Source organism: Myxococcales bacterium, from assembly GCA_016703425.1.
Classification (GTDB): Bacteria; Myxococcota_A; Polyangia; order Polyangiales; family Polyangiaceae; genus JADJCA01.
Window position 1 is genome coordinate 65624 of the sequence record JADJCA010000016.1, and the last position, 20887, is coordinate 86510.

The 20887-nt window shown below is 69.3% G+C and carries 19 protein-coding genes, 1 tRNA gene and 2 pseudogenes; 8 read left to right on the forward strand and 14 right to left on the reverse strand.

Annotation, left to right across the window (positions count from 1 at the left end; translation table 11 throughout):
- Position 1: 1 nt before the first annotated feature.
- A complete protein-coding gene (locus tag IPG50_28870) occupies positions 2-901 on the reverse strand; it encodes a flap endonuclease (protein ID MBK6696178.1) in 900 nt (299 codons plus the stop codon).
- A 12-nt stretch (positions 902-913) separates the two neighbouring features.
- Positions 914-1394 (reverse strand): annotated as a pseudogene (locus IPG50_28875) (glutathione peroxidase).
- 111 nt (positions 1395-1505) lie between these two features.
- On the opposite strand from IPG50_28875, the gene IPG50_28880 reads away from it, so the two are divergent.
- Positions 1506-2015 carry a DUF1993 domain-containing protein gene (locus IPG50_28880; protein MBK6696179.1) on the forward strand — a complete coding sequence of 170 codons (510 nt, stop codon included), beginning with the start codon at positions 1506-1508 and terminating at the stop codon, positions 2013-2015.
- A gap of 81 nt (positions 2016-2096) precedes the next feature.
- Here IPG50_28880 and IPG50_28885 read toward each other — a convergent pair whose 3' ends face one another.
- The 9 genes and pseudogenes from IPG50_28885 to IPG50_28925 all read right to left on the reverse strand — a co-directional run bounded on the left by IPG50_28885 (position 2097) and on the right by IPG50_28925 (position 9488).
- The gene (locus tag IPG50_28885) at positions 2097-2951 is read right to left on the reverse strand and encodes an aldehyde dehydrogenase family protein (protein MBK6696180.1); all 855 of its coding nucleotides are present in this window, start codon (positions 2949-2951) and stop codon (positions 2097-2099) included.
- A gap of 152 nt (positions 2952-3103) precedes the next feature.
- Positions 3104-4629: pseudogene (locus IPG50_28890) on the reverse strand (aldehyde dehydrogenase family protein).
- 5 nt (positions 4630-4634) lie between these two features.
- Positions 4635-5519, reverse strand: a complete 885-nt coding sequence (deoC, locus tag IPG50_28895; GenBank protein MBK6696181.1) for a deoxyribose-phosphate aldolase — start codon at positions 5517-5519, stop codon at positions 4635-4637.
- Positions 5520-5686: 167 nt separating this feature from the next.
- The gene (locus IPG50_28900; protein MBK6696182.1) at positions 5687-6217 is read right to left on the reverse strand and encodes a thioredoxin family protein; all 531 of its coding nucleotides are present in this window, start codon (positions 6215-6217) and stop codon (positions 5687-5689) included.
- 22 nt (positions 6218-6239) lie between these two features.
- Complete coding sequence (locus IPG50_28905) at positions 6240-6569, reverse strand: ferredoxin:thioredoxin reductase (protein MBK6696183.1); 330 nt, start codon at positions 6567-6569, stop codon at positions 6240-6242.
- Between the two features lie 74 nt (positions 6570-6643).
- Entirely contained in the window at positions 6644-6880 is a 237-nt protein-coding gene (locus IPG50_28910; GenBank protein MBK6696184.1) for a 30S ribosomal protein S21, read from the reverse strand.
- Between the two features lie 87 nt (positions 6881-6967).
- Positions 6968-7858 (reverse strand): hypothetical protein, encoded by an 891-nt coding sequence (locus tag IPG50_28915; protein ID MBK6696185.1) that lies wholly within the window; start codon positions 7856-7858, stop codon positions 6968-6970.
- A gap of 120 nt (positions 7859-7978) precedes the next feature.
- Positions 7979-8061 (reverse strand) — tRNA-Leu (locus IPG50_28920).
- Positions 8062-8171: 110 nt separating this feature from the next.
- The gene (locus IPG50_28925) at positions 8172-9488 is read right to left on the reverse strand and encodes a protein kinase (protein MBK6696186.1); all 1317 of its coding nucleotides are present in this window, start codon (positions 9486-9488) and stop codon (positions 8172-8174) included.
- A 100-nt stretch (positions 9489-9588) separates the two neighbouring features.
- Here IPG50_28925 and IPG50_28930 point away from each other — a divergent pair, with 100 nt between their 5' ends.
- Positions 9589-10470: a hypothetical protein gene (locus IPG50_28930; GenBank protein MBK6696187.1), complete on the forward strand. Its 882-nt coding sequence runs from the start codon at positions 9589-9591 to the stop codon at positions 10468-10470.
- A 30-nt stretch (positions 10471-10500) separates the two neighbouring features.
- On the opposite strand, the gene IPG50_28935 is transcribed toward IPG50_28930, so the two are convergent.
- Complete coding sequence (locus IPG50_28935; protein MBK6696188.1) at positions 10501-10695, reverse strand: hypothetical protein; 195 nt, start codon at positions 10693-10695, stop codon at positions 10501-10503.
- Between the two features lie 173 nt (positions 10696-10868).
- Between IPG50_28935 and IPG50_28940 the strand changes: the two genes are divergently transcribed.
- The 5 genes from IPG50_28940 to IPG50_28960 all read left to right on the forward strand — a co-directional run bounded on the left by IPG50_28940 (position 10869) and on the right by IPG50_28960 (position 18978).
- Entirely contained in the window at positions 10869-12455 is a 1587-nt protein-coding gene (locus tag IPG50_28940; protein ID MBK6696189.1) for a Ppx/GppA family phosphatase, read from the forward strand.
- A complete protein-coding gene (locus IPG50_28945) occupies positions 12452-13087 on the forward strand; it encodes a hypothetical protein (protein ID MBK6696190.1) in 636 nt (211 codons plus the stop codon). Before IPG50_28940 ends, IPG50_28945 begins: the two co-directional genes overlap by 4 nt.
- A 74-nt stretch (positions 13088-13161) precedes the next feature.
- The gene (locus IPG50_28950) at positions 13162-13956 is read left to right on the forward strand and encodes a DUF4159 domain-containing protein (GenBank protein MBK6696191.1); all 795 of its coding nucleotides are present in this window, start codon (positions 13162-13164) and stop codon (positions 13954-13956) included.
- Between the two features lie 307 nt (positions 13957-14263).
- Positions 14264-16456: a hypothetical protein gene (locus tag IPG50_28955; protein MBK6696192.1), complete on the forward strand. Its 2193-nt coding sequence runs from the start codon at positions 14264-14266 to the stop codon at positions 16454-16456.
- A gap of 44 nt (positions 16457-16500) precedes the next feature.
- Positions 16501-18978 carry a HEAT repeat domain-containing protein gene (locus tag IPG50_28960; GenBank protein MBK6696193.1) on the forward strand — a complete coding sequence of 826 codons (2478 nt, stop codon included), beginning with the start codon at positions 16501-16503 and terminating at the stop codon, positions 18976-18978.
- Here the strand turns inward: IPG50_28960 and IPG50_28965 are convergent.
- Positions 18963-19334, reverse strand: coding sequence for a 6-carboxytetrahydropterin synthase (locus IPG50_28965; protein MBK6696194.1), 372 nt, complete (start codon positions 19332-19334; stop codon positions 18963-18965). The two genes, IPG50_28960 and IPG50_28965, sit on opposite strands and share 16 nt — an antisense overlap.
- 112 nt (positions 19335-19446) lie before the next feature.
- Between IPG50_28965 and IPG50_28970 the strand changes: the two genes are divergently transcribed.
- The gene (locus tag IPG50_28970) at positions 19447-19953 is read left to right on the forward strand and encodes a DUF721 domain-containing protein (GenBank protein MBK6696195.1); all 507 of its coding nucleotides are present in this window, start codon (positions 19447-19449) and stop codon (positions 19951-19953) included.
- A 48-nt stretch (positions 19954-20001) separates the two neighbouring features.
- On the opposite strand, the gene IPG50_28975 is transcribed toward IPG50_28970, so the two are convergent.
- A complete protein-coding gene (locus tag IPG50_28975; protein MBK6696196.1) occupies positions 20002-20862 on the reverse strand; it encodes an FHA domain-containing protein in 861 nt (286 codons plus the stop codon).
- Positions 20863-20887: the final 25 nt, after the last annotated feature.

Genomic DNA, 20887 nt, shown 5'->3' on the forward strand with positions numbered 1-20887 from the left:
GCTACACGGGACGACGGAGCGTGTCGGCCCGCTCGCTGACGCGCTCTGCGCCGAGCTTCTGACACAGCGCCGCGAGGGCGGGTCCCCCGAGGGCGCCCACGCGAAGCGCGTCCGCGTCTGCGTCGATGGGCGCGTCGGTCCGAAGCGTCGCCAAGGTGCGGTAGAGCGACACCTCGGCGCGACTCGCCGCGAAGATTTTTGCGAGACGCTCGGCGCCGCGCACGGCCTTGGGCCACTTGGCGGGGTCGTCGGGGATCGCTTCGAGCGTGCCGAAGGCGGAGAGCAATGCCGCCGCCGTCTTTGCGCCGAAGCCCGGGAGGCCCGGGAAGCCATCGGCCGAGTCACCGGTGAGGGCCAAAAGCGACGCGATGGCGCCTGGCCCCACGCCCCACTTTGCGACCACGCCGGCCTCGTCGACGACGGTCTTGCGAATGCGATCCACGACCACCACGCGTGCACGGCCGGCTTCCCCGTCGGACACGCACTGCATGAGATCCTTGTCAGGCGAGAGGATCCGAATCTGCTCAGCGACAGGCGCGTAGACGTGCGCGGCCGTCGCGAGCGCGTCGTCGGCCTCGAAGTCGCGCATCGACCAGACGCGCACGCCGAGCGCGCCGACGAGCTCTTCGACGAGGTCGAACTGCGCCCGCAGCTCCGGCGGGACGCCTTCGTCGCTCTTGTAGCCGTCGTAGAGCTCGTTCCGAAAGGAGCGAATGGGGTTGTCGAAGGCGACGGCCAGGTGCGTCACCGCTTCGTCGGCTTCGCCAAGCAGCGTGAGGAGCTGTTCGACGACGCCCACGGCGGCCTTCACGTCGCGGCCATCGGGCGCCGTGCGGGACGGACGCGGCGAGAAGTGGGCGCGATAGAGCTCAAAGGTTCCGTCGACGAGGTGGACGCGCACCGGGGCCCCCCTCTAGCCGAGCGCCTTCTCGATGGCCGCGATCAGCTCCGGGGCGGCCGGGTCGGTGGTCGGCCTCGAAGCGCGCGACGACGCGGCCGTCTCGGCCCAAGAGGAACTTGTTGAAGTTCCATTTGATCTCTCCGCCGAAGGGCGCATCGCTTGCGGTGAGCGCGGCGAAGAGCGGATGGATGCCCGGGCCCTTCACGACGACCTTGGCGAACATTTCGAATTTGACGCCGTAGTTCGTGGTGCAGAACGTCTGGATGTCGTCGTTCGAGCCGGGCTCTTGCGCGCCGAACTCGTTGGCGGGAAAGCCCATGACCACGAGGCCGCGCGGCCCGTACTTCTCATGGAGCGCCTCGAGGCCCGTGTATTGGGGCGTCAGGCCACACTTCGACGCGACGTTGACGACAAGGAGGACCTTGCCCTGGTAGTCGCGCAGGGTCCGCTCACGCCCGTCGATGGTCATCACGACCGGATCCATCAAACTCATGGCGCGACCATACGCTGGTCTTACGCGGACCGAAACGGTGCTCATGCCGGGGCGCCTACGGCGGCACGTGGGAGGACTTCCAGCCCGCTGCCGTTCAGCTATCGTCGCCCGATGAACGCTGCAGACAACATGGCTCAGTTCGCAAAGGCCCTCCGCAACATCGAACGCTGGCTCGACAAGGCCGCGGCCCACGCAGAGGCGAAGAAGTACGACGTCAACAACCTGATGATGATGCGCCTCGCGCCCGATCAGTACCCCTTCGTGCGGCAGGTGCAGGCCACGTGTGACTCGGCGAAGTACGCGGCCGCCTACCTGGCGGGCCAGCAGGCGCCCTCACACCCGGACACCGAGAAGACGATGGCCGAGCTGCGCCAGCGCATCGCGACCTGCGTTGGCTACCTCGAGGGCTTCAAGGCGGAGGACTTTGCCGGCGCCTCCGAGCGCAAGGTCTCGCCCGCGTGGATGGCCCCCAAGTGGCTAAGCGGCGAGCACTACCTGAACCAGCTCGCGACGCCGAACTTCTACTTCCACATGGCGACCGCCTACTCGATCCTGCGACACGCAGGGGTCGACGTCGGCAAGACCGACTTCATCGGCAACATCCCCGTCAAGGAAGGCTGACAAGGAAGGCTGAGCGCGGGCTCCTCGAGTCGGGCGAGCGTGTGCTCAGAAGCGCGCTCGCCTGATTCGGATGCCGACGATTCAGATGCCGACCGGATGCCAGACCGTCTTCGTCTCGAGGTAGCGCTCGATCCAGGAGAGGCCCTGCCCCTTTGAATCGTCGAGCCAAGCCGCGAGCGGCATCGCCTTGTGGACCTTCACGCGCTTGACGTTGTCGGAGCCAAGCTCCTCGATGGTCTTGGAGAGCGCGTCGTCTTCCGTCCAGACGTCGAAGCCGAAGACCTCGCGGTGCTTGGCCATGACGGGGCCCAGCTCCTTGGCGTGGCCCGTCAAGACGTTCACCACGCCGCCGGGCATGTCGCTGGTGGCGAGGCACTCGGAGAAGATGACCGCGGTGCGCGGATCTTCGTCGCTCGAGAGCACGACGCAGACGTTGCCGCCGCAGGCGATGGGGAGAGCCACCGCCGCGAGACCGAGGAGCGCCGGCCGCCGCGGCGCGATGGCCGCCACGACGCCCAGCGGCTCAGGGACGCTGAAGCCGAAGTGCGGCCCCGCGACGGGGTTCGACGACGCCAAGAGCGCGTAGAACTTGTCGGAGAAGCCTGCATAATACACCGCACGGTCGACGGTCGCGGCGACCTCCGCCGCGGCGGCCTTGGCCGTGACGCCGCTGCGCACGAGCGACGCCTCGAGCTCACCGGCGCGCGACTCGAGCACCTCGGCGAGGCGGTAGAGGATCTGCCCGCGGTTGTAGGCCGTCCGCGCGGCCCAGCCGGCCTCGGCGTTTTTCGCGGCCAAGACCGCGTCGCGGACGTCTTTGCGCGAGCCGCGCGGCACGTTCACCGTCTCCGGATCGGCGTCCCCTTCGCTGTGCGCGCTCTTCACTTGGAAATACCGTCCCGACTCGGAGCGCACGAAGGCGCCGCCGACGAACATCTTGTAGGCCTTGTTGACGCGGAGGCGCTTTCCGAGCGCGGCCTCATCGACGGCGTCGGTCGCACGCGCGAGCGGTCCGGCGGTGCGACGACCGGCGAGCGGGCCCTTCGCGTCCTTGTCTTTGGTCTGCGCCTGGCTGCGCTTGGACGTGCTCATCGGTCGACCTCCAGGTAGGCCAGAAGCCCTTGCTTGCCGCCCTCACGGCCGAAGCCGCTCTCCTTGTAGCCACCGAAGGGCGAGGACGGATCGAACTTGTTGTACGTGTTGCCCCAGACGACGCCGGCCTTGAGGCGCTGCGCCATCCAGAAGATCTTCGCGCCCTTGTCGGTCCAGATGCCGGCCGAGAGGCCGTACATCGTGTTGTTGGCCTTCTCGACGGCCTCGTCGGGCGTGCGGAACGTCAGGATCGTGAGGACCGGTCCGAAGATCTCTTCGCGCGCCAAGCGGCTCGACTGGCTCGCACCCGTGAAGAACGTCGGCGGGAACCAGAAGCCCTTGGACGGCAGCGCGCACGGTGCGCTGTAACGCTCCGCGCCTTCGCCCTCGCCGGCCGCCACGAGCTCTTTGATGCGCTCGAGCTGCATCTTCGAGTTGATGGCGCCAACGTCGGTGTTCTTGTCGAGCGGATCGCCGAGGCGCAACGTCGCCATGCGATCGCGGAGCTTGCGGACGACGAGATCGTGGACGCTCTCTTCGACGAGGAGCCTCGAGCCGGCGCAGCAGACGTGCCCTGGTTGAAGAAGATGCCGTTGATGATGCCTTCGACGGCTTGGTCGATGGGCGCGTCGGCGAAGATGATGTTGGCGGCCTTGCCGCCAAGCTCGAGCGTGAGCCGCTTGCCGGTGCCCGCGACGGCCTTCTGGATGCGCTTGCCGACGTCGGTGCTGCCGGTGAAGGCGATCTTGTTCACGTCAGGATGCGCCGCGAGGGCGGCGCCCGTCATGCCAGCGCCGGTGACGACGTTGACGACGCCCGGCGGCAGATCCGCCTCTTCGATGATCTTGGCGAGCAAGAGCGCCGTGAGCGGCGTGGTCTCGGCGGGCTTGAGGACGACCGTGTTGCCGCAAGCGAGCGCCGGCGCGAGCTTCCAGGCCGCCATGAGCAGCGGGAAGTTCCACGGGATGATCTGACCGGCGACGCCGAGGGGCCGAACGCTCCGGCCCGGCGCCGCGTACTCGAGCTTGTCGGCCCAGCCGGCGTGATAGAAAAAGTGCGCCGCGGCGATGGGCACGTCGACGTCGCGCGACTCCTTGATGGGCTTGCCACCATCCATCGTCTCGACGATGGAGAGCTCACGAGCCTTCTCCTGAATGGCGCGGGCGATGCGGAAGATGTACTTCGCACGCTCCGTGGGACGCATCTTCGACCAGACGCGCTCGTAGGCCGACCGCGCGGCCTTCACCGCGTCGTCGACGTCGCGGGCGTCGGCCTCGGCCACCTCGGCGAGCTTCTGCTCGGTGCTGGGGCTGTGCGTCGCGAAGTGTTTGCCGCTGCGAGGCGTCTTCCACTTGCCGCCAACGAAGAGCCCGTAGCGGGGCTCGATCTTGACGTGGTCGGGCGACTCGGGCGCCGGCGCATAATCCCATGCGTGACCAAACGTGAGCGCCGGACCGCCCCGGTTCGAGTCCGCGTGCTCTTTGGCCAAGCTCTTGCTCGACCGCTCAACCTGCCTCGTCATCGTCTTCAATCCTTGGAGAAGTCTTCTGCCGCTTGGTAGTTGCCGGTGCGCTCTTTCTCGAGCTGCATCAAGACGTCGTTGAGCAACGTGCTCGCGCCGAAGCGGAACAGATCGGGCGTCAGCCACGCGTCGCCGAGCGTCTCTTTGACGAGCACCAGGTAGTGGAGCGCTTGTTTCGCCGTGCGGATTCCGCCGGCGGGCTTCATGCCGATGAGGCGTCCCGTCGCGTAGAAGTGATCGCGGATCACCTCGAGCATCACCAAGGTGACGGGCGGCGTCGCCGCGGGCGTGATCTTGCCGGTCGACGTCTTGATGAAGTCGCCGCCGGCGTTGATGGCGATCTCGCTCGCCTTTCGCACGACGTCGTAGGTGCCAAGCTCGCCGGTCTCGAGGATGACCTTGAGGTGCGCCTCGCCGCAGGCTTCCTTGATGGCGGCGATCTCGTCGAAGACCTTGCCGTAGTCGCCGGAGAGCATCGCTCCCCGATCGATGACCATGTCGATCTCGTCGGCGCCGAACTCGACGGCGCGGCGCACGTCGTCGAGCTTCACGTCGAGTGGCGACTGGCCGCTCGGGAAGGCGGTGGCGACGCTGGCGACCTTCACCGTGGAGCCGGCGACGGCCTTCTTCGCGACGCTGACGAGGTTCGGGTACACGCAGACGGCGGCGCAGGGGCCCACCGTGGGATCACGGTCGAGGGGCCGGAGCGCCTTGATGCACATCTGGCGCACCTTGCCGGCGGTGTCTTTCCCCTCGAGCGTCGTCAGGTCCATCATCTGGACCGCGAGGCGAAGGCCGGAGACCTTCGCCTTGGCCTTGATGGACCGCTTCGCGAGGGCCGCGGCGCGCTCTTCGACGGCGACCTGGTCGACGGGCGTTGGCGTCGCCATGACGAGAGGAAAATAGGCGGCGCGTTGGCCTCCTCGTTCCCCGGAGGAAAGGGCGCTAGGGGCCCGCTTAGGCTTGGAAGTCACGAGGCTCACGGCCGCGTAGACTACGCCGATTCAGCGCGCTCCGGCGCGACTCTTTGCGAGGCTTTCGACCCCGGCTCGGTCTTTCACTTCCACTTCACGCTGCAGCCGACGGGCGTCGTCTCGAGGACCGGGGGCGTGGTCCCGGCGAGCAAAGCTTCGAGCGCGTCGGTCAGGTCGTGACTCTTTGCGTTGGCCTCATCGCGGTGGTTGTCGTCGATGCGGCCGTGGTAGCGGAGCGCGCGCGAGGCGTCGAAGACGAAGACCTCGGGTGTGAACCGCGCTCCGAGGGCGCGCACGAACGCCTGGCTGTCATCGCGCAAATACGGAAACGGAAACCCGCGCTCCTTGGCGCGCTTGACCATGGGCTCCATCGCGTCTTCGGGGTAGCGCGTCGCGTCGTTGGCGTTGACGGCGACGAAGTCGACGCCCCGCGCCATGAACGCCCGCGCGATAGAGACCATGCGGCCTTCGTACGCCACCACGTAGGGGCAGTGGTTGCACGACACGATGACGACGAGCAGCGGGCTTTTGAAGTCGGCGAGCGAGTGGCTCTTGCCGTCGGTGCCGGGGAGGTCGAAGTCGGGACAGGTTGTGATCACGAAGGCTCCTCTCAGCGTGGCCGTCGACGACGGGTGTTCACGGCCCGCCGTTCCCGCCGTCCTTCACCACCGGACGGCGCAGCACCACGAAGTCTTTCGCCGCGAACAGCGAGCAGTCGCAGTGGCCCTGCCGCGCGATGTCGTCGTGATGCGGCGTGCAAGGACAGACGAGCTCACGCCCCCGCGCGAGCGCATCTTCGATGGGCACGCAGGGGCAATACAACTTGCCGTGGGCCTCGAGGTTCTCCGCCAGGCCGTCGATGACGCTCTCGACGACCGGCGCCTCGGGGTAGAGCCCGTACGGACCTTTGGCCGCATACGTCTCGACGAATTTTCGCACCTTCGCCTTCGCGACCTCCGAGGCCATGCCTCAGGGTAGCGCGGAGCGGGCGCGCGGCGACGAGAGAGAAACCGCGCCGAACGAGCTCGGCGCGGAGGGACTCACGGCGTCTTCGGCGGCGCGGCGTCCATCTTCGCTCGCTTGCGGCGGCGACGAGCGGCTTCCGCCTGCTTCTTGCGGCGCTTGACGCTCGGCTTCATGTAGTGGCGTCGCATCTTGAGCTCGCGGAGGACACCCTCCGAGGCGAGCTTTCGCTTGAGCATCTTGATGGCGCGCTCGATCCCTCGGTCGCTAACGACGACTTCGAGAGGCCTGCACTGAATCGCTTCGCTGGGCATGGATAAGTCCTTGATTTCGCCGGTGACGCGAAAGGGCCGGAACGAATAGCACGCAGCATGTGGCGTGCCAAGGGGAATGGCGGGGCGCTACTCGACGACCAATTCGAAGTTGTCGTATTCGGCGACGGTGGGGCCAAGCGGCGAGACCACGTAGCTGAGGCCGGCGAAGACCCGGAGGGGGCCGACCATGGGAGGGAAGGACAGTTGGAACGTCGCGGCGAGGTTGTTGTCGACCAGCAGCGTCCCCGACGCGACTCCAAACTGGCCCGGGTTCGCCAAGCGAACCTCCACGCGATGCCAGGCGCCGTCGAGGATGGGGCCAGCTGTCGCGGGACGGTTCACGACGGCGAACTCCGACTGGCCACCGTCAGGGTTGAGGGGCCACTCGTTGAGACCGAGCGGCATGGTGCTGCCGTCGGGGGCGCCGGCATCCGACCCACCCGCGACCTCCCGGTCGCCCGCGTAAAGCGACACCTGAAACGGCGAGCCTTCAAGCCGCAACGTGAAGAGCTGGGCGAACGCCGTGGGGGCGATCTGCACGACGCGAAGGTTGAACGCGGCGGTCACGCGGTTGATGGGCTGCGAGAAGACACGCTCCAGCGCCGCGGCCGTGGCGCCCTGCGCCATGTTCACGCTCGTCCGCAACGCGCCATCGACGACCTCGAGGGCACCCCCGAGCGGTGGGCCGCTCGCGTCCCAAGAGTCTCGCCAATTGGGATCGTCGAAGTCGGCGCAGAGCGTGGCTGCGCCTCCGTCGCACCACCGGACCAGCAACGGCGCGTCGACGCCGGCGTCGGCAAGCGCGCTCGGCCCCTCGTCGGCCGCTTCGCTGGGTCCGTCGGCAACGCCGGCCTCGCCGCCATCGACCGCAGGGGCGGTTGCGTCGTTCGCGTCGGACTCCGGCGACGAGAGGAACGCCTGACAGGCTGCGGCCGCCAACGCGACGCTCGCGAGGAGAGATAGGACCGCCCGTGACATCGTCGCCGAAACTACCGGCGAACGAGGCCCTCGTCAGCAAGAGTCGCGCGATTAAGTGGGTGCGCGTCGGCCGCCGACCGTGGAGCCGACGCGGGGCACCACCATCCGTCTCGTTCCTTGTGCCGAAGGAGGGACTCGAACCCTCACGCCCTGTTGGACGGCGGATTTTGAATCCGCTGCGTCTGCCATTCCGCCACTTCGGCGAGCCTCTCGCGAGAACCGCTCCTCTCGGTTACCACAGGCCGACTTTTGTTTGCACCCGAATCCGGCAGCAAACTCCGGCGGCCAAGACCCTCGCCTCGCCTCCGTCACCTCAGCGAAGCAGAAGCGCCAGCACGGCGCCCACGAGACCGATCGCGACGCACGCGGCGAGGAGCATGACGGCGAAGCTTGGTCCGGTGCGCTGCGGCGTGCGCGAGGTCGCGGTCGTGCGGTCCGGATCCTCCGGTCGCACCGCCGGCGGCACCGACGCGAACGGGATCTTGGGCGGCGCCGGCAGCTCGTGCGGCGTCGCTTCGGATGCCTTCGCCGCGTCACCGGGCACCTCCGGCGGCGTGCTCGGCGGTGCGAAGAGCTCCGACGACGGCGCGAGCACGAGGCCCATCGGCGTGAACGAGCCGTGCGCCGTCGGCGGCCGGAGCGTGGGCATCGCCGCGTCGGCGAGATCCGGCGCGCTCGCTTCCGCGAACCAGGCCGCCTGCCGTGACTGCTCGTGTTGGAAGAGGACCGCGAGCACTTCCGCGACAGAGGTCGCCGACAGGCGTCGACCGCCCATGAGCGAACAGGCATCCAAGGCACGCGCCATCTCCTCGGCCGACTGGTAGCGATCGCTCGCGTCACGCGCGAGTGACTTCTTGACGACCTCCCAAAGCCACGTGGGGTAGCCCGCCACGAGCGATTGCGCGTCGGGGACCGCCGCGTCGTGGACCGCGCGCAGCGTCGCCGCGTCGTCTTTGCCTCGAAAGAGCCGTTGGTCGACGGTGATTTCGTAGAGCGTCGTCCCAAGGGCGAAGACGTCGGTGCGCCGATCGATGCGGCGCCCCGTGGTCTGCTCGGGAGACATGTACGCGAGCTTGCCTTTGACGACGCCGGCGCCTGTTCGCGAGATGCGTCCGAGGGCCTTTGCGAGCCCGAAGTCGATGACCTTCACCTGGCCGTCGTAGGTGAGAAAGATGTTCGTTTGGTTGACGTCGCGATGCACCAGCTCCTGCGACACGCCCTTCGCGTCACGAAGCTCGTGCGCGTGGTGCAGGCCCTCGGCCACGCGGGCGCCCACGTCAGCCGCGAGATCGTAGCGAACGCGCACCGTGCGCTCCCGGCAGGCCTGCCAAACGTTCCAAAGCGACTGCCCCATCAAGAGCTCCATCGCGAAGTAGAGCCGGTCGCCTTCGCGGCCCGCGTCGTAGAGCTTCACGATGTTGGGGTGGTCGAGCTTCGCGACGATGCGCGCCTCGTCGACGAACATGTCCACGAACTCTGGGTTCTTCGCGTACTCTTCTTTGATGACCTTGAGGGCGACGAAGGGCGGCCCCGAGCCGACGACGCGGCGACCGAGGTAGATGATCGCCATGCCACCCTCGGCGAGCTTTGCGCGGACCTCGTAGGGTCCTAGGCGATCGGGGCCGGCCATGATGGGGCATGAATCGTCGCGCGAAGCGCCGACTTTCGCAAAGGCCGCGTAACGCTCCAGGGTTCTTTCGGCGCGACGCCCGTGCCGCTACGGTACGCCCATGAACCGACTCGCCTGCCCGGCCGTCCGCGCGTGCCTCTTTTCTCTGGTTCCCGCCTTGGCCCTCTCGGCCTCGATTTCGGCGTGCAAGGACACGGGGAAGATCAGCGCCCAGGGCGCGGCAGAGAACGTGGCGTGGCTGGCGGGGCTGGCGGACCGAGACGTTCAGGAGATCGAGCGCGGACTCCCAAACGGTGCGGCGAAGCTCGGCGCGGCCCTGGCCAAGAGCCCCGAGGTCAAGAAGGATCCCGCGCAGGCGAAGGCGGCGCTCATTCGCACAAGGCGCGAGGTGCCTGACCTCAACATCGCCAAGTCGACCTTCTTCGCGCTCACCGACGAGGCCGGCGTCGGCATCCGCAACAACCTCGAACAAGACGCGATGGCCGGGCAGAACCTGGTGGCGATCTTCCCCGACCTCCGGCGGGCGCTGGCCGGCGAATACGTGACGACGACGGGCGCGTTTCCCGGCGCCGCGTCGAACCAAGGCCCCGACAAAGATTGGATCGCCGCCGCGCCGGTGAAGGGCGAAGGCGGCAAGGTCGAAGGCCTCTTCGTCACCGGGTGGGCCTACCGCCGCTTCGCCTATCACCTTCAGGAGTCGCTCCGAACGGAGCTGTCGGAGAAGGCCCGCGGCGGCGGCGATCCCGGCAAGCTGCCGGTCTTCTACGTCGGCCTCTTCGACAAGTCGGGCGTCTACACCGCGCCGCGGACGCCGCCGGTCAACGAGAAGGCGCTGACAGACAGCGATCTCGTCGGGAAGACGCAGTCTGGCCCCTACCAGGGCACGACGACGATCACCGATCGCGTGTTTGGCATCGGCGCCATCCGCGCACCGAAGCTCGGGCCAGAAGCCGGCGTCGTGGTCCTGCGCAGCGAGCTTTAGACCGCTCTAGACGCGCCGACGACTCGGCGATCACGCGCCGTCTTCGCGCCCGAGGCGACCGAAGGCGTGGACGCCAAAGAGCAAGACCGCCCAGCCGGCCGCGACGATGGGACCGCCGAGCTCCTTGCTACCGGTTGCGACGACGGCGATCCCGAGAAACGTAAGGCCAAGGCCCACGAGGACGATCCGTCGAACTTGAGGCTCCCCGCGCGGCGCGACGCTCACCCTTCTCTCATATCAGAAGAAGGCGCGTGGCCCTCGATTCGCGCCGACCATTGGACACGCGAGTCGGGGGGAAGGGGGGAGGCCCGGGGGGGCCACGGGCCCGCCCCGCCCCCCCCCCCGCCCCCCCCCCCCCCCGGGCGGGGGGGGGCCCCCGGGCTACACTCGCCCGAGCTATGCCGCGCTTTGCCGCGATCGACGTGGGCTCCAACGCCCTGCGCCTACGCATCGTTGAAGCCAACGGCGCCGGGCGCGGGGTCGGCCCGCCGCAGCTGGCGCTCTTGCCCGGAGAGCGATTGGCTCCTTGGCGCGAAATCAACAGCGTCCGCGCCGCCGTGCGCTTGGGCGGCGAAGTGTTCATGACGGGCAAGCTCGCACCGCCGTCAATTGGACAAGCGTGCGCTGCCCTCAAGGAGTTTCGCCAGCTCATGGACGCCGCGGCCGTCGACGCCTACCGCGCCGTCGCCACCAGCGCGATGCGCGAGGCACGAAATGGCACGACGCTCGTCGAGCGGGCGCGCCGCGAGGCGGGCATCGAGCTCGAGGTCATCGAGGGCATCGAAGAGGCGCGCCTGATTCAGCTGGCGGTGCGCCGACGCCTGGCCCTCGAGGATCAAAGCGCCCTCTTGGTGGACGTCGGCGGTGGCTCGACGGAGCTGACGCGACTCGACGCCGGCCACGCCACGTTCTCGGTCTCCTTGCCGCTCGGCACCGTTCGACTCCTCGAAGCCTACGTGAAAGACAGCGGGCCGCTCGACAAGCGCAGATGGCGCCTCATGCGCGAGGCCATCGAGCGGACCCTCGGTGAGGCGCGTACCGAGCTGAACGCGCGGCGCTTCGACGTCGTCATTGGGACCGGCGGCAACGTAGAGACGATGGCCGACTTGTGTCCCGGCAAGGCCAAGGGCCCCGGCAGCGAGCGCCTCGTCGACGTGGACGCGCTCCGCGCGACGTCCGCAAAGTTGGGCGCGATGTCGGCCACGGAACGAGCAAAGGCCTTCGGGCTAAGGCCCGATCGCGCCGACACCATCGTGCCCGCGGGAGCGATCTTCCTCAGGCTTTGCGAGATGCTCGGCGCCACCTCTTTTGTGGCCCCCGGCGTGGGCCTCAAAGAGGGCATGCTCGAGGAGCTCATCGACAAGTACTTCGACGCGTGGGACGAGGCCGGCGACGCCGACGTCGTCATGGCCGCGTGCACGCGCCTCGGCCTTCGCTACCACTGGGATCAAGCGCATGGCGAGCTCGTCCAGAAGCTCGCGCTTCGCCTCTTCGATGACCTCAAGGAGCTTCACGGCTTGGGGCGTCGGCCGCGCCTCTTGCTCCGCGCCGCCGCGCTGCTGCACGACATCGGAGACTTCGTGCGCTACGACGGGCACCACAAGCACAGCCACTACCTGATCCTCCACTCGGACATCATGGGCCTGTCGCCCGATGAGCGAGCCATCGTGGCGAACGTCGCGCGGTATCACCGAAAGAGCTCACCGGACCCGACCCACCCGAACTTCTCCGAGTTGAGCAAAGACGCGCGCTCTACGGTGCGCGCCCTCGCAGCGATCCTTCGCATCGCCGACGCGCTCGACCGCGAACACGCGGGAAAGGTGAAGACCGTGCGCGCCGAGCTCGATCGCTCCAAGTTGGTCCTCACAGTCACCGGCGATGACGAGCGCGAGCTGGAGGAGTGGACCGTGAAAGCCAAGTCCGGGCTCATGCGCGAGGTCTTCGGCGTCGACGTCGTCATCGCCGACCGGGAGGGACGAGCATGAGCGGGCTCCGCGGCATCAAGGCGGTCACCTTCGTCGCCGCTTGGGCCTTCATGCTGGGCTGCGGCGCAGCCGGCCCACCGGATCCCAAGGAGGCGGCCCGCGCCTATGGGGAGGCGGCCGCCTCCGGCGACGCCGACGCGCTCTACGAGATGCTGACGGAGGAGGATCGGCGCAGCATCTCGAGGGACGAGCTTCGCGCCATCGTCGCTCGCGATCGGCAAGAGCTGGGCGAACACGCGGGGGCCGTCGCGGGCCCGCAGGCGAAGGCGAACGCGTCGGCCCGCGTGCGCTTCAAAGACGGCGAGCAGGCCACGCTGATCTTGGAGCAGGGACGGTTCCGCGTCGCCTCCGCCGGCACGCTGCCGGGCGGCGCGCGCACGCCCGACGAAGCGCTCGAGCAACTGAGGCGCGCTCTGGCGCGGCGAAGCTATTCGGCCATTCTGCGCGTCCTCTCACCGGCGACGCGGGCCGCCATCGAGGGCGACCTCCGGAGCTTGGTGACGGTCCTCGAGAAGTCGTCCACGCTCCCGGTCCAAGTGACCGGCGACGTGGCGAACGTTCAGACGCCGTCGGGCCATCGCGTCAAGCTGCGTCGAGAGCAAGGCCAGTGGTACGTGGAAGACTTCGACTAGCGCCTCCCCCGAACCGAGACGCGAGCGCCGCGGTCGACCCGGGCGATCTCTCGGACTAGAATGGCCGCCGAACGATGAATGCACGAGCGCTGCGGAAGATCGTCGTCGCGCTGTGCCTCTTCGCGGTTGTCGCGCTTGTCGCCGCCGTGCCGACGCCGGCGCGCGCCTTCGGCGATGCGGGCGCCTTCGACGCGCGCGTTCTCTTGACGGGTTCGCAGCCGGCTGCGGCGCGCCCTTCCGCCCCCGGCCGCTGGGCCTGGGAGCTCATGCAGCGCACCAGCGCGCCGGCGCGCGCGAAGTCTCAGCCGGTTCGCGCGAGCGATCCAAATTTGTCTGACGCGCCTTTCCTCTATTGGAGCGGCGACACGGCGGTGGCGCCGCTTACGGGCGCCGAGATCGCCGGCCTTCGTAGGTTCTTCGCCCTCGGGGGCATTCTCCTCGTCGACGACGCGGCGCCCGCAGAGGCAGGCCCGGGGCCCTTCGGCCTTTCCGCGCGGCGTGAGCTCGCCCGCGCGCTCCCCGACTCGGCACCGATCAAGATCGGGACCGAGCACGTGGTCTTCAAGACCTTCTATTTGATTCGTCGCGGCGAGGCGCGGGTCCTCGGGACCAAGCATCTCGAGGCGATCCTTCGTGGGGGTACGACGCAGGTCATCTTTTCGGATCACGATCTCGGCGGCGCACTGGCGCAGAGCGCCACGGGCAGCTTCGAGCACGCCGTCGTTCCCGGCGGGGACGCGCAACGCGAACGCGCCACGCGGTTGGCCGTCAACATCGCGATGTACGTCCTCTGCTCGAACTACAAGGACGACCAGGTCCACGCGCAGTTCTTGATGCGACGTCGCGCAGCGCCCGCGGCGGAGCCCTAGTGGACCGCCGTCGATGTTCCATCAACGTCCGCGGCCCGGCGTCTCGCTGCGCGAGGCGCCGGTGCACTAGGGCGTATTTCACCACTGGGCGACGCCGAAATCGGGCTTGCCAAGGCTGGCAAGCAAGCCCGATTTCAGCGGGATCGGACCTGTCCGTTTATCCGGAATGGTCCTGGTTTCGAGCGCATTCACGTTGTGAAATGCGCTCTAGCCGAGTCCCTTGGGCTTCGCCCAACCAGTGCATTCGCTCCCGCGAATTCGCTCGTGCACCGCGTAGGGCGGCGCTTGCGCTCATGGCGGTGCACTAGTGCTCGAAAGTCGCCTCGCCGCCAGCCACGATCTGCCGTCGTGGGCGGTCTACGTGGCCGTCTTGCTGGGCGCGGCCAGCCTGCTCTTCCTTCTCGTAGAGCTGAGCCGGCGCCGCGAGCGCTCGGCCTTGTGGATCGCCGCATCGGGCCTCTTGGCGGTCTTCGCGCTTGTCTGCGCCGTCTTGCGTCCCGTCCGCATCGCCGCGCGCGAGAGCGTCGTGGGCGCCCGCGTCATCGTCCTCGCCGATGCGTCGCGGTCGATGGCGCTCCCCGGCGACGGAGGCAGAAAGCGCTACGAGGACCGCAGCAGCGCGGTGCGCGAGGTCTCCAAGGCCAGCGACAACGCGCGCATTTCCGTGCTCGCGTTCGGTGACGGTCCTCCTACCGCGCTCGTCGACGGCGAAGCGGGCGCGCAGGAACGTTCGAGCGATCTCGGCGCGGCGCTGAAAGCCATCGCGTCGAGCACCGAGGAGCGTCCCTCGGCCGTGGTGGTGGTGAGCGACGGGCGCCTCGACGACTCGGCCGAGGTCGGCACGACGGCGCGAGAGCTCTTGGGCGTGCCGATTCACACCATCGCGACGACGCGTCGAGCGTTGCCCGACGCGAGCGTGCGCAACGTCGCGACGCCGGGCGCCGCCATCGCCCATGTCCCCCTACCGCTGAAGGTCGAGGTCGGCTGCACCGACGCGTTGCCGTGCGACAACCTCACCGTCACGGCGCGTGAGCTCCGCGAAGACGGCTCGCCGTCGCTCCTCGCGAGCGGCGTCGCGCGAATACAGAACGGCGCCGCCACCGTCGACCTCACCATCACGCTCGAGCGCGCTGGCTCGCGCGTCGTCGAGGTGGCGATTACGCCCCCGAGCGGCGACGCGATCCCAGAGAACGACCGACGCTTGCTCACGCTTCACGTGGCGCGCGAGCGGGTCCGCATCCTTCACGTCGCGGGCCGTCCGACCTACGACGTCCGCGCGCTGCGACAACGGTTGAAGAGCGACGCGTCGATCGACGTCGTGGCGTTCTTCATCTTGCGAACCGCGTCGGATAACGCGCAGGCGTCGGAGTCGGACCTGGCGCTCATTCCGTTCCCCGTCGACGAGCTCTTCACGGATCACCTGCCGTCCTTCGACGCCGTGGTGCTCCAGGACTTCGACGCGCAACCCTACCGACTCACCCGTCACCTCCCCTCGCTCGCGCGTTACGTGCGCGGCGGCGGCGGCCTCATCATGGTCGGCGGCCCCAACTCGTTCGTCGCTGGCGGATACGCGAACACGCCCTTGGCTGAGGTGCTTCCGGTCTCCCTCGACGGCTCGTCCGGCGCGACGGCTGCCGACACGGCGACGGTCACGCCGCTGTGGACCGAAGAGGGGCGCGCAGCCGCGCTGCTCGGACCGCTGCGCGCCGTGAGCGACGACGAGCTCCCCCCCATGCCGGGCGCGAACGTCCTCGGTGACGTGCGGCCCGGCAGCATCGCGCTCTGGACGCACCCTTCGCGAACGACACGCTCGGGCGCGCCGATGCCTCTGCTCGCCGTCGGCGATCAAGGCGACGGCCGCGCCATCGCCCTCGGCCTCGACGGCGGTTGGCTCTTCCAGTTCTCCGCGCTGGGTGCCAAGACCGCGGGTCGGGGTCATGGGGCGCTCTGGGACGGCCTCCTCGGTTGGCTGATGCGCGACCCGCGCTACGAGCCGGCCCAGCTCGAACTCCCGCACGGTTGCCTCGCGGGTGTGCCGCCGACGGTGCGCGTGCGAACGAGCGGCGGTAAAAAGACCGATCGTCTCGCCCTCGAACTCCGGCGCTTGGACGGCAAGGCTGAGCCCATCAAGGTGGAACGGGCGCGCGGCGACGGCGCGACCGTTGAGTTCGCGTTGCCTGCGCTTCCGTCCGGCGGGTACGCGGCCCATCTGCGCCTCGGGACCGGCCCGGCCACGCGACGCGACTTCGCCTGCGAGGCCGGCGGCGACGAATGGGCCGACTCGCGGCCCGACCCCGAGCGCTTGCAGGGTCTCGCGAAGGCCACCGGGGGCACGTTCTCGTGGGCCGACCAAGTCGGTCGCCTGCCCTTCCCGAAGGCCAGTGTCATCAGCGCCGAGCGGCACGTCGTCCCCCTCGCCCCGCCTTGGCTGTTCGCCCTCGTGGCCGCCGCGCTGCTCGGCGCCCATTGGCTCGTGCGGCGACGCGTCGGCCTCGCCTAAACCACGCGTGTGCCCGCCCAGTCGCTTTGCTCTATCCTGAGCGGGTGCGGCGCTTCGTCTCGGCTTCGATGGTCCTCGTGGCGCTGTCTTCCGCTTGCGCCGCACGCGCGCTCGTGTGGCCCGACGTCGTCGAGGAGATCGCGTCAGGCCTGCGAGCCCCCAACGCCATCACGAGGCGCGCCGCCGCGGAGCGCATCGGCGGTCTGAGTCCCTTGCAGGCGCAGCGAGTCGTCGATCAGGCGTTGCGCGATCCCGAGCCTGACGTCCGCATAGCGGCTGCGCAGGCCGCCATTCGCCTGCGCATCGAGAGCGCCGTCGTTCACTCGCTCCCGTGGCTCCTCGAACGCGACGTGCGCTTGCGCGTCGCCGCCTGCGAGGTCGCGCGGGCCATGCCGTCCGCCGGCGCGCTCACGCCGCTCGCGCGAGCCCTCGGCGACACCGAGAGTCCGCTCGTGCGCGCGGCCGCCGCCGACGCGCTCGGCTCGTTTCCGAGCGCCGACGCCGTGCCGCCGCTCTTGGGGCACCTCGACGACGCGAGCCCCCAAGTCCGCGTTCAAGTCATGCGGTCGTTGGGCAAGCAGCGCGACCAACGCGCCGTCGTCCCCGTGGTCGGCAAAGCGCAAGACTCGGCGTCGGAGGTCCGTCAGGCCGCCGCCCGTGCCCTCGCGGAGCTCGACGATCCGCGGGCCGTGCAGGCGTTGATTCTGCTGCTCCGCGACCCGGTCTTGGAGGTTCGCCTCGACGCGATCTTCGCGCTGGGGCGACTGCGCAGGGACGCGGCTGCAGGCCCGCTGGCCGGCCTCGCGTCCGACAAGAACGCGGCGATCCGCGCCGCCGCCATCGGGGCGCTCGGACAGATTCCGAGCAAAGAAGTGGTTGTCGCCCTCGTGGCCTTGCTCGGCCAGGGCGACGACGCGATGCCCGGAGCCGAACGCAGCCCGCTCCGCGCCGCGCTCGTTGAGATCGGCGACGCCGCGCGCGCCGAGGTGGGGCAACTCCTCGATACGACGACCTCGCCCAGCCGCGCCGCGAGCGCTGCGTGGATCCTCGGCGCCTTGCGGGCCACCGCCGACGCCGGGCGAATCGTCGCGTCGCTGCGGCGCGGCACCCTTGAGCCAACGGCCGCGTTGCCAGCCCTCGCCGCGACGGGCGCCGTCGACACCGTTCCCGTCATTCTCGAGTACCTCGCCGACGCGAACGTCGACGTCCGAGCCGCAGCGATCCGCGCCGCCTCGGCGCTGCTCTCCCCGACGCGCCCTGACGGGCGTGCCGTTGAACCCATCGTGGCCGCGATGCGGGTCCGTGGGCTGGACGTCGCCGAGCGTGGCGCGCTGGCAGGCTTGCTTGGGCGAACAGGGGCGCCACGCGCCGCAGAGCCCTTGATCGCGCTCTTGTCGGCGCGCGAGCTCTCGCTGCGCGCGGCGGCCGTCGACGCGCTCGCCGAGCTAGGCCCACCCGACAGTGCCGTGGCCCCGCTCGCCGACGAGGCGTTGCTCCTCCTCCTGCGGGCGCCAGAAGGCGACATGCGACGCAAAGCTGCGACGGCGCTCGCCCGCGCGGGCGGCTCCCGTGCGGAGGCCGCTCTCTTGACGCTCATGGATGGCGGAGACGGCGTCGACCGCGCCGCCACGCTCGTGGCCCTCGCCGGCGTCTTGTCGCGGAGCACGTCGGGCGCCGCCGCGGCGCGCGTCGAGCAGTCCCTGGAGCTGGCCGCTTCCGGCGAACGTGACGCGCTCATCCTTGCGCTCGGGCGAAGTCGCTTCGGCTCGGGCGCGCTCGGTGGGCTCGTGAGCACGGGCAGCGAAGACGACCGCCGCTCGGTCGCCACCGTTCTTGGCGCCGCCGCGACGTCGGAGCGGCACGCGCTCCTGACGACCCTGCTCTCTGACAGCGACGCGACGGTGCGGGCTCAGGCGGCGTGGTCAGCGGGCGCGTTCCCGCCGGCGCTCGTTCGTGAGCGGCTCCTTCAGCTCGTGAAGAGCGGCGACGCTGACGCGGCGACCAACGCCATCGCATCGCTCGCGCGTGCGGGAGCGGTCCCGGCCAGCTATTTCTGCGCTTCCTTGCAGGATCCGCGGCCGCTGGTGCGGGTCAACGCGTTGGCAGCGCTGGGCCGCGCGAACGCGACGTGCGCCTCCGAGGTACGTGCACGACTCAAGACGGACACGTCGGTCGACGTGCGGGCCGCGGCCGCTCGCTGGCTCACGTTGCAGCCCGACCGAGAAGCGCGTGAGGCGCTCGCGCGATGCGTGAACAGCGAGCGCTCGCCCCGTGTGGCCCGGGCTTGTCAGCAGCGCCCCCTGCCACACCTCGGTGCAGCGCCGCGCCCCGTCGAGGTCTTCGTGGTGCCGTACGGGGCCACGGGCCCGAAGCCGTATTCACAGTACGTCCTCGAGCTCGGCGACGGTTTCGTTCGGGCCGGGACAACCGACCGGCGAGGAGCCCTCTTCGAGCCGACCGCGACCGGGGAGCTCGCGCTACGGCGCCCTGAAGGACCGCCGGTCGCTCAGGACCGGAAGTAGGTCGCCGCGCAGGTGTCGTTCTCCCAGAGCTCGACGCGGTTCACGCTGACCCGTGCGTCGTCGATCTTGGCCGCGAGCGCGTCGGCGACCACGCGGGCGATGTTCTCGGCGCTTGGATTGACGTCATCGTAGGGCGCGATCTCGTTCAGAAAGACGTGCTCGTACGGCTCCACGAGCTCTCGCAGGATGCGCCCCAGATCGTTGAAATCGAGGACGAAGCCGCGGTCGTCGAGGCGCGACGCGCGCACGGTCGCTTTGACGCGCCAATTGTGGCCGTGGAGGCGCTCACCCTCGCCCGGGGCGAGCCGGAGTTGGTGAGCAGCGGCAAAACACGTCTCTTGGCTAATTTCCCACATCGGAGCGACTCCCGCGGGGCTCATAGCACACGTCGAAGCGGCCGACGGCTGCTTTCAGCGCGGGCCCCAATTCCCGGGCGGACCGCGATCCGCATGCTAGTTTTTCGGGGCGATGCGCCGACGCAAACGCCGCCCTTCGCTGCCGCAGCCGGAGCCCCTCGAGGAGCTCTTGGACCGAGCCGGCGAGTCGCGGTTCGCGCCTCGAAAGCTCCCGATTCCCACACGCGCGTGGTCTCAGGCGCTGGGCCCGCGCATCGCCGATCGCGCGCGCCCACTCATCCTTGAGGGCGGCGTCTTAACGGTCAAAGTCACCTCGAGCACGTGGGCCACCGAGCTCGCGATGCTCAAACCGTGGCTCCTCGAAAGGATCCGCGCCGCGGGGTTCGCCGTGAGCGATCTGCGCTTCCGCGTCGGCGCCCTCGACCTCCCGCCTAGGCCACCCGAGCGCCGCGCGACGCGCGTCGTCCCGGCACCCGCGGCGCTCCCGAGAGAGCTGGCGGAGCATTTGTCACAAATCGAGGACCCCGAGCTGCGCGAGGCCGTCGCCCTCGCGGCGCGCGCCAACCTGGCGTGGCGCGACAACGTCGAGCCCGGCCGGCGGCGACCGCCGAAGCGCTAGCAGCGTGCGCGCGAACCTCGGCGAGCCGCGAGCGGCTAGGAATCCGACCTAGCGCAGATTGGCCAGGCGCTCGAGGCCCTCGAGCCGTTGAATGAGGAAGCGATCGGCGGGCCCGAATTGCGCCGCGCGAGCGCGAAGCTGCTCGATGTAGTCCCTCAGGCGGCGCACGTCGATCGACGTGACGCGCCGGAGCGCGTTGTAGAGTTCGTCGATGACGGGAGCCGGCGCCGGCCTGTTTTGAGCCGCGTAGAGCTCAACGACGTAGTCCGCCCAGGCGCCCTTCCCCGTCGCCGTCGCGAGCTTCGCGGAGAAGCGCGCGGCTTGATCGACGAGCGAAGACGTGACCCGCTTGCCCGCCCGGCTCGCTTCGATGACGTCCGTGAGGGGCGACGCGAGGAGGCGCTCCGCCTCGAGCACGCGGCCCATGGCGAGCGCTTTCTCCGCGACTCCCGCGAGGAGGTTGAAGGCGTCGGCGCGCCGGACCATGCTCGTCTCGAATTCGTCAGAGACCGACGACTCGGGTCCGTTGGCGGACGTCCCCGTTCGGAGCGGCGGCGGCGTCACTGGGGCGACCACGGCCGCCTCCACCTTGGGCATGGTCGCTTTCAGCCGCGCCCGGCCTTCGTGCGACTCATGCGCCACGAGCAACGCCAGCTCCTGCGTGCCGATGAGGATGCGATCGCCGACCTGAAGGGCCGTCTTGCCGTGGATGCGCTGGCCGTTCACCAGGACGCCGTTGCGACTCTGCAAGTCTTCGATGGCGACGCCCTCGCCCACCAGGAACCTCGCGTGACGGCGCGAGACGAGCGGGTCGTCGAGCGAGAGCTGGCAGCTTGCGTTGCGGCCAACGACGAACTCGCCGTCAGGCAATTCGAGGTCGTGCTGCATGTAGCGCAAGCGAAAGCGCATTGCGGCGGCCTAGATTGGGGTTCCG